The sequence below is a fragment of the Capnocytophaga sp. oral taxon 412 str. F0487 genome (assembly GCF_000271925.1).
In the GTDB taxonomy this organism is placed as follows: Bacteria; Bacteroidota; Bacteroidia; order Flavobacteriales; family Flavobacteriaceae; genus Capnocytophaga; species Capnocytophaga ochracea.
Genome location: NZ_AJZR01000040.1, coordinates 77,679 through 92,998, shown reverse-complemented (window position 1 = coordinate 92,998; position 15,320 = coordinate 77,679). Strand labels below are relative to the sequence as shown.

The window sequence follows — 15,320 nt, the reverse complement described above, 5'->3', positions numbered from 1 at the left end:
ACAAGGCGCAGCCTTGATTTTGTTTAATATTTGTTTAATTTCTGAGGCACAGCCTCATTCCTCTAACTCAAGCTCGCACCTCATTTTCTCATTTCCTGGTATTATCGACATTTTTGGTATTAAAAAATTATTTCTTATCTTTGCATTGCATTTACATCTACATTTGAGAAAGGAAAACCGATGATAACGCTCAAAAATATCAAAGCATTTATTAAAAAATCACTTGTGTTCAAGGTTTTAGCCTTTGCTATAGCCTTAGTACTCATCTTGCAAGTATTTCCCGAAAAAGCGAAATTTAAATACGAATTTCGCAAAGGAGAGCTTTGGCAACACGAAAACCTATATGCCCCTTTTGATTTTCCCTTAAAAAAAACAGAAGAGCAAATAAAAGCCGAAAAACAACAAATAACCAACCAATCTACGGTGTATTACAAGCAAGATACTACCGCTTTTGTGAGTGCTAAGCAAAAGTTTGAACAGAAAAAGTACGCTTATTTTAAACATCTGCCCGACGATAAACGAGAACTCTTGCTTAAAAAAGCTGAGGCTTTTTTAGCGGAAAGCTATCGCAATGGAGTGATGCTCAATCAGCCTGCGTTTAGCCCTTCTGAAATCTTCATTATCAAGCATAACAATCAAATAGTAGAAGTGCCTGCCGAACGTGTGTTATATCTTCAACAGTTGGCAACAGCTATTAAAAACTATTTCGATACCGCCCCTTATAATGAGTATCACAAAAATTACTACGACCTTTTCTTTGAAATCCTTACTCCTAACCTCGTAATCGACCAAAATTTCACTCAAAAAGCGCTTACTCAAAACCTTAAAGAGATAGTCTATACGCGCGGTTGGGTAAATAAAGGGAAACTCATCATTGCCAAAGGTGAATTGGTAGAGGGCGAAAAACTGAATACCTTGCTGTCGCTCAAAGACGAGTACGAAACCCAAACGTGGAGTCAGAACAACTATAATTGGTCGCTTTCAGGTTATTACACGCTAGTAGCTATGGTATTGCTACTGATGGCGTTATACTTAAAAATATACGAAAAGAAATTATATAAAAGCAACCTTAAATTGAGTGTTATCTTACTCAATATGCTCAGTATGATTCTTTTCGTAGGGCTCATTTCAAGGTATTTCCCCGATTATATCTATATTGTCCCCGTAGGAATGATGGTGCTCATTCTCAAGTCGTTCTTCGATTTGCGTACCGTCCTCTTTGTGTATATCAGCACCATACTCATCACAGGCTTTATTGTGCCCAATAGCTTCCAGTTTGTATTCATACAGATTGTGGCTGCTATGGCTATCATTCTCACCCCTAAGGGAATGCACTACCGATTGAGCAGTTTTGTATCGGCGGGACTCATCACGGCTGCCTATTTAATTATTTATATTGCTTTCCACACCATTACCGAAGGAACACTCAAAGGGCTCGATATCTCTTTACTTACTCTTTTTATCCTCAATGGTATTGGTATTCTCTTTTCGCAACCCTTTACGTATATCTACGAACGTACTTTTGGCTTAGTTTCCGATGTCTCTCTCTTAGAACTCTCCGATACAAATACCAAGCTCTTGCGTCAACTTTCCGAAAAAGCTCCAGGCACCTTCCAGCACTCTATGCAAGTGGCTAATCTTGCCGAAGCTGCTGCTGCCGAGATTGGAGCTAATACCCTCTTGGTACGTGTAGGTGCCCTCTATCACGACATCGGTAAGATGGAAAACCCTATTTACTTTACCGAAAACCAAAAAACAAGCCTCAACCCTCACGACCAGCTTACTCCTGAACAAAGCGCTAAGGTGATTATCAAGCACGTAGCCGATGGAGTAGAACTCGCTCATAAAAACAAACTGCCCAAACGCATTATCGACTTCATTAAAACCCATCACGGGCGTAGTCTTACTTATTATTTCTATCGCAAAGCATTAGACTTAAATCCCGAAGGTACTAAGGAAGAAGACTTCCGTTATCCAGGTCCTATTCCTTTTTCCAAAGAAACCGCTATTCTTATGATGGCTGATTCGGTTGAAGCAGCTACTAAGAGCCTCAAAAATCCTACCTTCGAAGCACTCAATGAGTTTGTAGACCGTATTATCAAAAAACAATTAGACGATAATCAGTTTGCCAATTCCGATATATCTTTCAAAGAAATCGAAGCTATCAAACGCATATTTAAAAGCAAACTTACCAATATCTATCACGTACGCATCGAATACCCTGAATAACCCAATGAAGATAATAAAACTACCATCGGTGCTTGGCACTTGTATCTTACTTTTTTTTACGTGGGTAATCTACGGGCAAAACCCTACGGAATACTATTTTAAACGTATTTCCATTGAACACGGTCTCTCTCAATCGGGCGTTACCGCTATTGTACGTGACCATAAGGGAATTTTGTGGATAGGTACTCGCCAGGGTATCAATAGGGTAGACCGTAATCATATCAAAAGGTATACTGAGTCTTACATCTATCATCTTTATGAAGATACCCAGCATAACCTTTGGGCTGTAACCGATAAAGGCGTATGGCAATACGACCCAAATAAAGATACTTTTACCTCTAAAATCCAGCAACAACTCTTCTCTATTTGTGCTACTGAGCAAGGGGTTTACTTTGGTGGATATAGTGCTATCTACCAGTATAACTACAAAACTAAAAATATAGAGCGCTTGCCTTTGAGGAAAGAACCTAAAACAAAAGATAAAGAATGCCTCATTACCTATCTATGTCCTGTTGATAATACAACCTTTCTTGTAGGCACTGAAAACGATGGCATTTATAAGTATTCTCTTACCTCAGAACTGTTGAGTTTGTTTATTGAAAATACAAGCCCGCTGAGTTCTTTGTATTATGATGCACAACACAAAGAAGTGTATTATTCTATTTTTCAAAAAGGGCTTTTTCGTGCTACCCTTGCAGGTGAATTGCGCTCACATTACGATACTCACAATACTCTTTTGTCCAATGATATTATCTTAGATATCAAGCCTTATAAAGGCAATATATGGTTAGCCACCGATGGGGGAGGAGTATCGGTTTTTAGTCCTGAGAAGAACACTTTTTACAATATTCAGCATAGTGCCGGTAATATACATTCTTTGCCGGTCAATTCCATTACAGTGCTTTATGAAGACCCTAATCATAACCTTTGGGCAGGTACAGTGCGCGATGGTGTTTTTCTCTTTAAAGAAACCTATATCAAGACTTATACCGATAGTGCGTTAGGAAGTAGCAATGGATTAAGTGAGCGCGCAGTGATAAGTTTGTTCGAAGCTCCCAATGGTATCATATGGATAGGCACCGATGGAGGAGGTATCAATGCTTTTAACCCCAGAACAGAACAATTTGTACATCATACCAATACGTATAACGATAAGGTCTCTTCTATAACCTACTTTTCACCTAATGAGTTGTTAGTCTCTCTCTATGGCAAAGGTCTTTTCATATATAATATTCTGAGTCGTTCCTACACTCCTTTCTTGCTCATCGATGAAGCTACTGACCAGCAAGAGTGTCACGCAGGCTTTACTCCCTTTGTATATCACATTGATAAAGATAAAATACTCATTACAGCTAAAAATACCTATCTGTATAATCTTCAAAACAAAGAGTTTAATAAAATTTCTTTTGCCGAAGGACTTACTCCTAAAAATGCCCTACAACTCAAAGCACAACAAGGTGATACTTTATTTCTCTCCAAAGGAAATGTACTCTACCAAATGAAGTTATCGGAAGCTAAGATAACACGTTATCTAACTCTTAATGAGGGGTATACTATTAGTGCAGTATGCGATGATAAAGTTCATCACACCCTTTGGATTGCTACTTCCAATGGGTTATTTAGTTATGCGATACCACAAAAGAAGCTCAGTGCCGTAGGAACCGATAATATGTTCCACCAAATTAGCTATATGCAACTCGATACTGAACAGCGTTTGTGGATTAATGCTTCCAACGTGCTGTTTTCTTATCATATTCCCGATAAGAAGATAATGATTTGGGACGATTCCGATGGCTTTCTCCACAACGATGTGCTTACAGGCTATGTACAGTTGTTGCCTTCCCCTTACATCTATATGGGAGGAGTGGGTGGTTTTGTGAAGATAAATAAGAATATTCACACCGAAGAGAGTAGTACTCCTTTACTCTTTTTGCAAAATATAGAATTGAACGGCAAAATATACACCGCTGAAAACTTTCCTAAAGAGGTACCCCCTTATTTCAAAACCCTAAAACTAAATGTAGGATTGAATGAAAAAGATATGTTTAGGCGCATACTCTTCCGTTTTAAGATTAAAAATAACGCCCAAACTTCGGTGATTGAAACCTATGACAATAGTTTAGATATCTCTTTGCTTTCAGTAGGAAAATACCAAGTAGAAGTCGCTTGTATGACTAAAAATGGCTATTGGACGAAAGATACCTCATTGCTCAACTTCGAAGTGCTTCCTGTGTGGTATCAGCGCACTTCTTTTTTGGTGGGAGTTTCTTTGCTTTTGTTGGCTATTATTGCAGGTGTAATGTGGGGTTATCTGCGTCGTAAAAAACAACAACTCAAATGGCAAATAGCTTTGCATCAGCAGGAACTCAATGAAGATAAAATACAATTCCTCACCAATGTAAGTCACGAATTGCGCACGCCTCTTACCCTCATTTATGCACCGTTAAAGCGTCTGCTTAATCATACCGAGAGTGGTAAACTCACGCGTTCACAGAAAACCCAGTTAGAGAGTGCTTTCCGTCAAGCTACTACTATGAAGAATATTATCAATTGGGTATTAGACTATAACCGTAATACTTCGTTAGAAAATACACTCACCAAAGCCTATACTGATTTGAATCACCTTATCACCGATAGTGCTAAAGATTTTGAACAAGAATTTGAAACAAAGCATATAAGTTTAGAATTACACCTCGATAAAAATCTACCCCCTGTAGAGTTAGATAGTGCCAAAATAAGGGTAGTCCTTTCTAACCTACTAATGAATGCAGTAAAGTTTAGTAATGAGTATTCTACTATACACATTCGCAGTAGTTATAACGAACAAAAAGTGCGTTTTCAAGTGGAAAATACCGGTATAGGATTGCATAATATTGATATGGATAAGCTCTTTACTCGTTTTGAACAAGGAAAACACAACCAGCGAGGTAGTGGTATAGGGTTGGCTTATTGTAAAGAATTAGTAGAGAAACATCTCGGTACTATTGGGGCTTATCAAGATGAAGAAGAGCAAACGGTTTTTTATGTAGAATTACCTTACTCTCATAGCACTGAGGGCGTCCTTCACAAGTTTGAAGGTGAAGAAGAACAAACTGAAGCCCCAGAGAAGATAGCAGTAACTATGGATACCTCTATGTATTCTGTACTCTTAGTAGATGATAATCCTGATTTTTTAAATTATCTTTATGATGAACTTCGTCCGTTGTTTAAAAGCGTTTTAAAAGCAGTAAATGGTGAGGAAGCTTTGTTGTTATTAAAAACGCATCAGCCCGATATTATTATCAGCGATGTGATGATGCCTGTAATGAATGGTTATCAGTTGTGTAAAGAGGTGAAAGAGCATTTGCAAATCAGTCATATTCCCGTGATATTACTCACGGCTAAAAGTGATACCGAAAGTCAAAAGATAGGCTATAAATTAGGTGCCGATGCTTATCTCTCTAAACCTTTTGATATAGACCTTTTGCTTTCAGTAATAGGTAATTTGCTCAAACAAAAAGAGCTTATTAAGCAACGTTATGAAAAAGAACTATTGATTCCTTCACCTGCACTTACTACTATCAGCAATGCTGACGAAGTGTTTATGATAAAACTTAATGAAATCATCAAAAAGCACTATAGTAATATTGACTTAGATGTAACAATGATTTCTGAAGCAATGGCAATGAGTCGTGCTTCGGTGTATAATAAAATGAAACAAATTACAGGCATTGGTATCAGTGAATATATCAATAAGTATCGTATAGAAGTAGCTTGCCAGCTCTTAAAACAAACAGAAAAATCAGTTACTGATATAGCTTTTGAAGTAGGATTTAACTCTTCTAAGTATTTTAGTACGGTTTTTAAACAAGCTACTAAAATAACGCCACGTGATTATAGAGAAGGTATGAAGTGATAAAGAAAAACAAAAAAGAGAGGCTACCTCAAAACTTTTTGAGGTAGCCTCTCTAAATATGTAATACTATGAGTTTCTATTTCCAATCTTTTTTCTTAGAGGTCTTACCAATACCTGGGTTAAAGCTATTGGTAGGGTCAAGAGAGTTGTAAAAGTTCTTAAGGTCGTCGTTAGCGTGATATAAATGCCCTACATTGTGTTCTGCAGGATATTGTGCGCCACGAGTGTCTAATATTTTGAGCATCTCTTCTTCTATTTCCTCACAGTTGTAACCTTTCTTAATCACGTAATCTTGATGGAATACGTGGCACATAAAGTGACCATAGTACAATTTGTAAAGTATCTTAGCGTCGAGTTCAGGAGGAAGCTTTTCAAACCAATCTTCATCATTGCGACGCAAAGCGATGTCTAAAGCAACGATATCTTCTACCTCGTCCTCGTGTACTGAACGATAGCGAATAGCTGCTGAAGCCACTGCAAAGCGCAAGAGCATTGCCGCTTGTGCAAGTTTGGCATCACACTCTATATAAGCTCCTTTAGTGCTATCGGCAAATTCTTTTTGCAAATAAGCTCTAGCTTCGTCTACCCCTTTGCCTCCCATTTTTAAAATGAGATGGTGCTCGTATTGGTTGCGGTAATCCCACAATATTTTGGGGAGGTGTTGAGGCATTAGTTTAGAGGTGAATTGCAAGAATTTTTCACTGAAATGGTTGGGCATAAAAGGTAGTTTTTTAGCTACGCGGTCGCCCCACGCTTTGAGAGAAAAGAGCTTGGGTAAGTATTCAGTACCTACATTTTTGATATACCAAAAAGTATCTTTACCGTATTTAGCAGCAATATCAAAGGCGGTACGGTGAATATACTCGCCAGAGATAGGAATTTCTTCAAAAGTACCGAGCATATCACGGCGCAATTTGGTAAGTACCGCTGTGTTGTTAGTACCTATATAGAATACAGCTGTTTTTTTCTCGGCAGGGAAAGTATCCACGCGTACGGCAAAAACTCCTAAACGACCTGCACTACCTGAGGCTTCGTATAAGCGAGCTGGGTCGGCATTGAAGCGAGCAGGCGTATTGGCATTAATCTCACGTACGTGGTTACAATAGTCGTGATCGTGTCCTTTCTTATCAGAAGTGTGAATATCCTTTGCTTGGTATCTACCCTCTTGCAGATTGGTAAGTATTTCCTTAGGAGTACTTCCTAAATCAATACCTAAGTGATTAATAAGTTCTAATTTACCGTTGGCATTGCGTTGGGCATAAAGAGCCATTTCAGTATAAGCAGGACCACGTTGTACTAAAGAACCGCCAGAATTGTTGCACACGCCTCCAATAACTGAAGCCCCAATGCAAGAGGAGCCTATTACTGAATGAGGTTCGCGATTATGGGGTTTTAACTCTTGTTCCAAGTGGTTGAGTGTTGCTCCTGTAAGACATATAGCTTGCTTAGCATCAAGTATAAGCTGGATGTTGTCATTACGCATCGTGTTGATGATTACTACATCGCGGTCGTAATCGTTACCAAAAGGATTAGACCCTCCCGTGATACCTGTATTGGCAGCTTGTGAAATTACAATTACATCAGCTGCTACACAAGCTTCGAGTACTTGCCATTGTTCCCACAAAGTAGCGGGACGCACCACGGCAATTGCATTTCCGGTACCAAAACGATACCCAGTGCGGTAACGTTCAGTTTTTGAAGGGTCGGTAATAACGTACTTTGCACCAACAATGTGGCGCAAGGTTTCTAATAGATTTTGTGTAGTCATTATTTCTTGGATTTATAGTTGAGTGTCAAGCCAAATTGGGGCTGTGTGAGGAAATCGTGTTGAATGAAAGGTTCCACTGTGAGGCGTTCATCTACATTGAATTGTTTGAGATGTGCATCGACATTCGCCTCAATGATATTCAGGGCGTATAAGCCTATCCCTATAAGAATAGAAAGCTCTTTATTACGACGATAGAACTGTATGCCTCGTCTTAATCCATCGGTACTGAGACGCGGTTGTCCACTGGGGGTAGTGCCATAAAATTCATCATCGGTAAATCCTTGTTGACGACGTTTGTAGGCAGTGAGGTAACGATCGTATTCCTTAGAGTTTTGTATGTAGAAGTATATTGGGGTACCGATAGCAATATACACCAAAGGTACTTTCCAATAGCTCTTGTTGTATATCTGACCTAAACCTGGGATAACCGCTGAATAGAAGGCGGCTTTAGCAGGTGAAAGAGGGTCGGTATTCCAAGGGACTTTTTTCATATTGTCTTGCATAACAGCTATCTGCACAGAGTCTGAGGGTGTTTTTACCACTTCCTCTGTATCGTCTTGTGCATACGAAATACCCACTCCCATAAGTAGGGCTATTATCAAAACAATTTTTCTACTCATCCTTTTTGTGTAATAAACTTTGAATACGTTTGAAATCTTCCTCTGAACTAAAAGGAATGGTAAGGCTACCTTTGCCGTTCTTACTCATCTTTACAGTAACTTTAGTACCAAAAAAATGATTAAAACTACTCATATTTTCTTTGATATAAGTAGGTACTTCAGTTTTACTATTGCTTTTAGGGATTTGAATACTTACCACATTAGGTGTTTCGGAGTTTTGCAAGCGGCGCACTAACTCTTCGGTATCACGCACTGATAGGTTATCGGAAATGATACGCTGGTATACTTCTGCTTGTTGTTCAGGGTTTTCTATGGCGATTATTGCACGACCGTGCCCCATAGAAATGAATCCGTCGCGTATGCCTGTTTGAATGATAGGAGCGAGTTTGAGCAAACGCAAATAGTTTGTAATGGTAGAACGTTTCTTGCCCACACGTTTGCTCATTTGGTCTTGAGTGAGATTCACCTGCTCGATGAGTTGTTGGTAAGAAAGAGCAATCTCTATGGGGTCTAAATCTTGACGCTGAATATTCTCTACCAAAGCCATTGTGAGTGACTCGTTGTCATCGGCAATGCGAATATAGGCAGGAATGGTTTTCAGTCCAGCTAATTTAGAAGCTCTGAAACGGCGTTCGCCCGAAATGAGTTGATATTTGTTTTCTCCGTCGAGTTTGCGTACAGTGATAGGTTGCACTACCCCTAATTCCTCAATAGAGGAAGCGAGCCCTTGTAACTCTTCTTCATTAAAAGAAGTACGAGGCTGAAAAGGGTTTGTTTCTATCAGGTCGAGTTCAAGTTCTATGATATTTCCTACAATCTTATCGGCATTTTTATCTTTGATAGAATTAATAGCCACTTCGGGACTATTGCCAAAAATAGCTGAAATACCTCTCCCCAAGGCAGGTTTTTTAGCAGGTTTTGTCATTATACAGTTTTGTTTTTATCTATAATCTCTTGAGCTAAGTTGATGTGATTGGTAGCCCCTTTGCTGGTAGCATCGTAGTTGATGATAGTTTCACCAAAACTAGGTGCTTCACTAAGGCGTACATTACGCTGGATAATGGTTTTGAATACCATATCGCTGAAGTGTTTTTGTACCTCTTCTACTACTTGGTTAGACAAACGTAAGCGCGCATCGTACATAGTGAGTAATAAGCCTTCGATATCCAAATTGGGATTGAAGGTTTTTTGTACACTTTTGATAGTATTGAGGAGTTTACCCAACCCTTCCAAAGCGAAATACTCACACTGGATAGGTATAATCACCGAGTTAGCTGCTGTAAGAGCATTCAGGGTGATAAGTCCCAACGAGGGTGCACAGTCTATCAAAATGTAATCGTACTGGTCTTTGATAGGCTCTAAGGCTTTTTTGAGCATATATTCTCGTTGTTCTTTGTCTACGAGCTCAATCTCAATAGCCACTAAGTTGATGTGAGCAGCAATAAGGTCGAGATTAGGAGAGCTGGTGTGAACAATCATATCTTTAGCCTCCATAGTGTGTTCCAAAAGCTCGTAAGTACCGTGCTCAATAGAATCTACATCAATACCTATGCCAGAAGTAGCATTTGCCTGCGGGTCGGCATCGATGAGTAATACTTTTTTCTCCAATACGCCCAATGCGGCGGCTAAGTTCACGGAAGTAGTGGTTTTACCTACTCCTCCTTTTTGGTTTGCAATAGCTATTATTTTACCCATAGATTTATATTTTAAAAGTTAAACGGAAGCCCTTGTTTGGCTACTTCAGCCAAGATAGCTTCATTTTTATCGGTAACACTCTTAATGTTTTTGTTTAAGGTAACTATCCAAAAGTCTTTGATTTCTTGGAGTTTGCCCACCATATCCATCATATTTTCAAACATAATATTTTATTCTTTCAGAGGGCAAAAGTACAACTTTTTTTGAAACGTCACACAAAAAATACAATCAATAATTGTGCTACCATTATTCGCAAGAATGTAGTAAGCGGATATACACTTGCATAAGTGAGTGCGGGAATTTCGGAGTTCGATATATCATTAGCGAAAGCCAAAGCTGGCGGGTCGGTTGAAGCTCCAGAGAGTAATCCGCAGATACCCAAATAGTCTAATTTTGCTTTAAATCGTGCTACTAAAGAGGTGATAATAAGTGGTATAAGAGTAATGAGCGCTCCTAAACACATCCAGTACAAGCCTTGTCCGTGCAAAATAGTTTCTATAAAAGTAGCTCCTGCGTCTAAGCCTACACTGGCAAGGAAGAGCACAATACCTATCTCTCGTACCATCAGGTTGGCACTTTGAGATACGTAGTGAGTTACTGAGAATTTACCGCCATAACGGCTGATGAGAATAGCAACAATCAGAGGGCCTCCCGCTAACCCTAATTTTACAGGTACAGGTATGCCAGGGATAGCGAATGGAATGCTACCTAATAATACACCAAGAGTAATCCCCATAAAGAGCTCGGCTATGTGAGGGGTTTGCATACGTCGTTTAGAATTACCGAACTCTTTGCTTACGAGTTGTATGTGCGATTCATCGCCTATTACAGTAATGGTATCACCAAACTGTAATTTGGTATCGGCAGCAGGCACAAACTCAATACCTGCACGATATACACGAGTGATGGTTACTCCAAAACGTTTGCGTACATCGAGCTCTGCAAGAGTTTTGGTGAAAATAGCGCGTTGGGTAACGTTGATACGGCGTGAAGTATAGCGCATATCTTTTACATCAGGGAAATAATCTAAAATAGAAACGCTGTCACCTATTAGGGTCAAAAACTTCTCGTTTTCTTTTTGGTTAGCTACTATCAGTACGATGTCGCCTTCTTCTATCAGTGTGTCGGCACTAGCTAATATAATCTCTCCTTTTCTACACATACGCGAGATGGTAAAGTCGAAATCAAGAGTTTGTTTGATAACGCTCAATTTTTTACCAAAGAGGGCAGGATTGCTTACTTTTATCGCGAATCGATTGATCACTACTTGATCTTTAGAATGACGTACAGAATTTAAACGTTTTTCAACATCTAAATTCACTTTTAAGAAGGCTTTGAGCCCTAACATTACCAAGATAATTCCTAACACCCCGAAAGGATAAGCAACAGCGTAAGCGGTAGAGAGGTTCGGCATTGTAGCTGGGTCGCCTTTAAATACATCTTCTAAAGTAGCTTGAGCAGCTCCTAACCCTGGGGTATTGGTTACGGCACCTGACATTATACCTACCAAGGTACCCATATCGGTTTGGGTGATGTAGTGGATAGCAATTACAGTAAGTACACAACTCACAATAGAGAGCACTGCTAAGAGATTGAATTTGATACCTTCTTTTTGGAAGGAGGCAAAAAAGCCAGGACCTACTTGTAGTCCGATGGTGTAGACGAACAGAATCAATCCGAACTCTTTTACAAAATGTTGAATATGGGGGTTTACAGTGAATCCTAATTCGGCCATAGCGATACCTGCGAAAAGTACCCAAGCAATACCAAAAGAGATGCCAAATATTTTTATTTTTCCTAAAGCAACTCCTACTGCGATGACCACGCTATACACTATCACAGTGTAAGCCACACTCTCGTGGTTAGTCATTAAGTTCCAAAGCCATTCCATTTAATGTCTAATGATTAATGTTTAGTGTTTAATGATTAATTAAGCTCCCGAACCCCCGAAGAGGGACAATCCACAAATACAAGTGTTCGTAAGGGAACTGTTTTTACATAGATTTAAGAGAAACTTTGCCAAAGGTGCGAGCCGCACGGGCTGAGAACTTTGGCGAAGTTAAAATTTTATTTATTATCCTAAGAATGGATAACGATAGTCTACTGGGGGTACGAAAGTTTCTTTGATAAGGCGTGGCGATACCCAACGCAATAAGTTTTGGGCAGACCCAGCTTTGTCGTTAGTACCTGAGGCGCGTGCACCACCGAAAGGTTGTTGCCCCACTACGGCTCCTGTAGGTTTATCGTTGATATAGAAATTACCCGCTGCGTTTTCGAGTACTTTTACTGCTTCGTCTAACGCATAACGACAAGTACCAAATACAGCTCCTGTGAGTGCATAAACTGAAGTTTCATCAACGAGTTTCAAGGTTTCTTCCCATTTAGAGTCATCATATACATACACAGTTACTACAGGTCCGAAAAGTTCGGTTTCCATAGTGGTGTAATGTGGATTGGTGGTAACAATCACAGTAGGTTCTATAAAGTATCCTTTGCTTTTATCATATCCACCACCTACAAATATCTCGGCATCTTTGTCTTTTTTAGCTTGGTCTATATATTTAGCTAATTTATCGAAAGAATGTTCGTGAATTACCGCAGTGATGAAGTTCTCAAAGTTTTCGGGAGAACCCATTTTGAAAGAGAGTACATCTTTTTTTACCAATTTCAGCGTTTCGTCAGCCTTCGATTTAGGTAAGTACACGCGAGAAGCAGCACTACATTTTTGTCCTTGATATTCAAAAGCTCCACGAGTAATAGCCGTAGCTACTTGTTTGGGGCAAGCACTTGGGTGAGCGATGATAAAGTCTTTACCACCTGTTTCACCTACAATTTTAGGATAAGAGCGATAGAGGTGAATATTGTTACCTATCTTTTTCCAAATATCTTGGAATACTTCGGTAGAGCCTGTAAAATGAATACCTGCGAAATGAGGGCTTGCTAAAACAGTATCGGTAATCATAGCTGCATCGCCGTGCAATACGTTGATAACACCATCGGGTAAACCTGCTTTTTTGAGGACTTCTACTATCATTTCAGCCGAAAATATTTGTGAAGTACTAGGCTTCCAAATGACTACATTTCCCATAAGGGCAGCACTGGTAGGGAGGTTGCCTGAGATGGCGGTGAAGTTAAAAGGTGTAACAGCATATACAAAACCTTCCAACGGACGGTATTCTACACGATTCCATACGCCTTCGGAAGAGTTAGGTTGGTCGTTATAGATATTAGCCATAAACTGCACATTAAAGCGCAAGAAGTCTATCAGCTCGCAAGCAGAATCTATTTCGGCTTGGTGTACGGTTTTAGACTGTGCTATCATAGTAGCAGCGTTCATTTTAGCACGGTAAGGACCTGCAATAAGGTCGGCAGCTTTTAAAAAGATAGCAGCGCGTTCTTCCCACTCAAGGTTAGCCCACTGAGTACGCGCCTTTAGCGCTGCTTCAATGGCTTTTTGCACGTGTTCTTTGCTCGCTTTGTGGTAAACACCTAATGAGTGCTTATGGTCGTGAGGGGAATGCATTTCACCTGTCTGACCTGTACGTACGGCTTCACCTCCAATATAGAGAGGGGCATCTACTTTAGTATTCCACAATTCTTTATAGGCTTGTAGTACAGCCTCACGCTCAGTACTTCCTGGCGCATAACTTTTTACGGGTTCGTTGGTAGCTTTAGGAACCTTAAAAAATCCTTTTCCCATAGTATAGTTGTTTTTAGTTGTTGATACAATTCGAAAATTTCGGCTAAATTACAACAAATATTTGAATGTGCAAATTTTGATGAGATAATTTCTCAATTCAGATGAAAGATAAAAGGTAGAGAGTAAAGAGTATGTTATAACTTCGTACAATTGTTTTAACTCGTTTGATAACTTTTTATGCTGTGAGCAAGTTGAGATATTTTAGTGAAAAGTGAAGAGAGAAAAATGTTTTGAGGAGGAAAATGTATCTGAATATCAATGTTTATTCGAAGGAAGAGCGAAGCTAAGACGAACAAAAGACGAACAATGAACGGTGCAAAACACGCGAACAGATATAGAATGAACGGAGGGTAATAGGAGTAAAACAAGTATATGTTTTTATTAGCTTTACTTATTGTTTAAAAAAGAGACTGTTCTTTTTTAAGGAACAGTCTCTTTTATTATTGCTAAGTGATATACACAAAATTATAAAAAGGTACCACTGCTTTCAGGAGAAAGATCAGAAGCTATAATGTCGTCTTGATCTTTTTTTATTTCGGCTTTACTAACGCCAAATTCGCGCATTGCATCTTCTACCGTCTTGTCTTCTCGCAAAAGGTCTGTGTAGATATGTATAGGTATTTTTACATCTAACACTTTATTAGCAGGCACAGTATTATAGGCTAGATTTGCGGGCTTGGTAGCGAAAACACCTAATACGATTTGCAAATCGAAGTTTATATAGGTTCTTTTTACTTCAAAGAAACCTTTTAACCCTATCTGTTCTTTTCTAAGCTCCCCTTTAGGGGCATTAGGGTTTTTATCAAAACCACCGCCTTTGATGTACAACTCTTCAGGATTAGTATCACGATATTTGTAGTCGAGTGCTTCAGCTTGGGTAGGCACAGTTGTATTGCTGGCTACTGCTGCAAAATTATTTGCGATAAAGAAGAATTGGTAGTGATTGGGAGCATCACCGGTGCTCAGTTGTGCATTTACACGCTTGCCGTCTTTGTCGTAAAAAATCAATTCTATACCGTATAAGCTCACGCCTGCATTGTGCTGATGATTGTGGAGAGCATCTTCGTCCTCATCTTCATCGTGGTGATCATCAGCCACTACATCAGTTCCTTCCCAGCGGATAGCAGTAGGGTTATCGGTAGCAGGTGTAGGCACTCCATTTATGTTATTAAAATAGAAACGTTGTACTGTTTTGAGGTATTTCACAGGATAATCGGGGTTCCCGTGAAAATAGCCGTGAGAGTGCCCTTTGGTAAAGCGCACTTCGAGTTTGCTCCACGCAAATTCAGTAGGGTCTGTAATAATAGGGTTTTGAGGGTCTTTGTCCTTACTGCAAGAATTTAGGGTTATTGTTACAAATAGTAAAAATAAACTGATTTTTAAGATATAATATATTCTTTTCATCGTTTTTTA

At 39.4% G+C, this 15,320-nt stretch carries 10 protein-coding genes; 2 read left to right on the top strand and 8 right to left on the bottom strand.

What is annotated here, in order from left to right; genetic code table 11:
- The first annotated feature begins 180 nt into the window (after window positions 1-180).
- Both HMPREF1321_RS07085 and HMPREF1321_RS07080 read left to right on the top strand, forming a co-directional pair.
- A complete protein-coding gene (locus tag HMPREF1321_RS07085; protein WP_034575854.1) occupies window positions 181-2,229 on the top strand; it encodes an HD family phosphohydrolase in 2,049 nt (682 codons plus the stop codon).
- Between the two features lie 4 nt (window positions 2,230-2,233).
- Entirely contained in the window at window positions 2,234-6,124 is a 3,891-nt protein-coding gene (locus HMPREF1321_RS07080; RefSeq protein ID WP_034575852.1) for a response regulator, read from the top strand.
- Window positions 6,125-6,200: 76 nt separating this feature from the next.
- On the opposite strand, the gene dld is transcribed toward HMPREF1321_RS07080, so the two are convergent.
- The 8 genes from dld to HMPREF1321_RS07040 all read right to left on the bottom strand — a co-directional run bounded on the left by dld (window position 6,201) and on the right by HMPREF1321_RS07040 (window position 15,311).
- Entirely contained in the window at window positions 6,201-7,892 is a 1,692-nt protein-coding gene (gene dld / locus HMPREF1321_RS07075) for a D-lactate dehydrogenase (RefSeq protein ID WP_009421933.1), read from the bottom strand.
- Window positions 7,892-8,512 carry a DUF5683 domain-containing protein gene (locus tag HMPREF1321_RS07070; protein ID WP_009411757.1) on the bottom strand — a complete coding sequence of 207 codons (621 nt, stop codon included), beginning with the start codon at window positions 8,510-8,512 and terminating at the stop codon, window positions 7,892-7,894. The genes dld and HMPREF1321_RS07070 overlap by 1 nt, the downstream gene beginning before the upstream one ends.
- Window positions 8,505-9,437, bottom strand: a complete 933-nt coding sequence (locus HMPREF1321_RS07065) for a ParB/RepB/Spo0J family partition protein (protein WP_009417469.1) — start codon at window positions 9,435-9,437, stop codon at window positions 8,505-8,507. The genes HMPREF1321_RS07070 and HMPREF1321_RS07065 overlap by 8 nt, the downstream gene beginning before the upstream one ends.
- Entirely contained in the window at window positions 9,437-10,207 is a 771-nt protein-coding gene (locus tag HMPREF1321_RS07060) for a ParA family protein (protein WP_002671062.1), read from the bottom strand. The genes HMPREF1321_RS07065 and HMPREF1321_RS07060 overlap by 1 nt, the downstream gene beginning before the upstream one ends.
- An 11-nt stretch (window positions 10,208-10,218) precedes the next feature.
- Entirely contained in the window at window positions 10,219-10,371 is a 153-nt protein-coding gene (locus HMPREF1321_RS12030; protein WP_009421952.1) for a hypothetical protein, read from the bottom strand.
- Window positions 10,372-10,418: 47 nt separating this feature from the next.
- The gene (locus HMPREF1321_RS07050; RefSeq protein ID WP_009421966.1) at window positions 10,419-12,098 is read right to left on the bottom strand and encodes a putative transporter; all 1,680 of its coding nucleotides are present in this window, start codon (window positions 12,096-12,098) and stop codon (window positions 10,419-10,421) included.
- 183 nt (window positions 12,099-12,281) lie between these two features.
- Entirely contained in the window at window positions 12,282-13,907 is a 1,626-nt protein-coding gene (pruA, locus tag HMPREF1321_RS07045; protein ID WP_009421982.1) for an L-glutamate gamma-semialdehyde dehydrogenase, read from the bottom strand.
- A 465-nt stretch (window positions 13,908-14,372) separates the two neighbouring features.
- Window positions 14,373-15,311: a hypothetical protein gene (locus HMPREF1321_RS07040; RefSeq protein ID WP_009421971.1), complete on the bottom strand. Its 939-nt coding sequence runs from the start codon at window positions 15,309-15,311 to the stop codon at window positions 14,373-14,375.
- Between the last annotated feature and the right edge of the window lie 9 nt (window positions 15,312-15,320).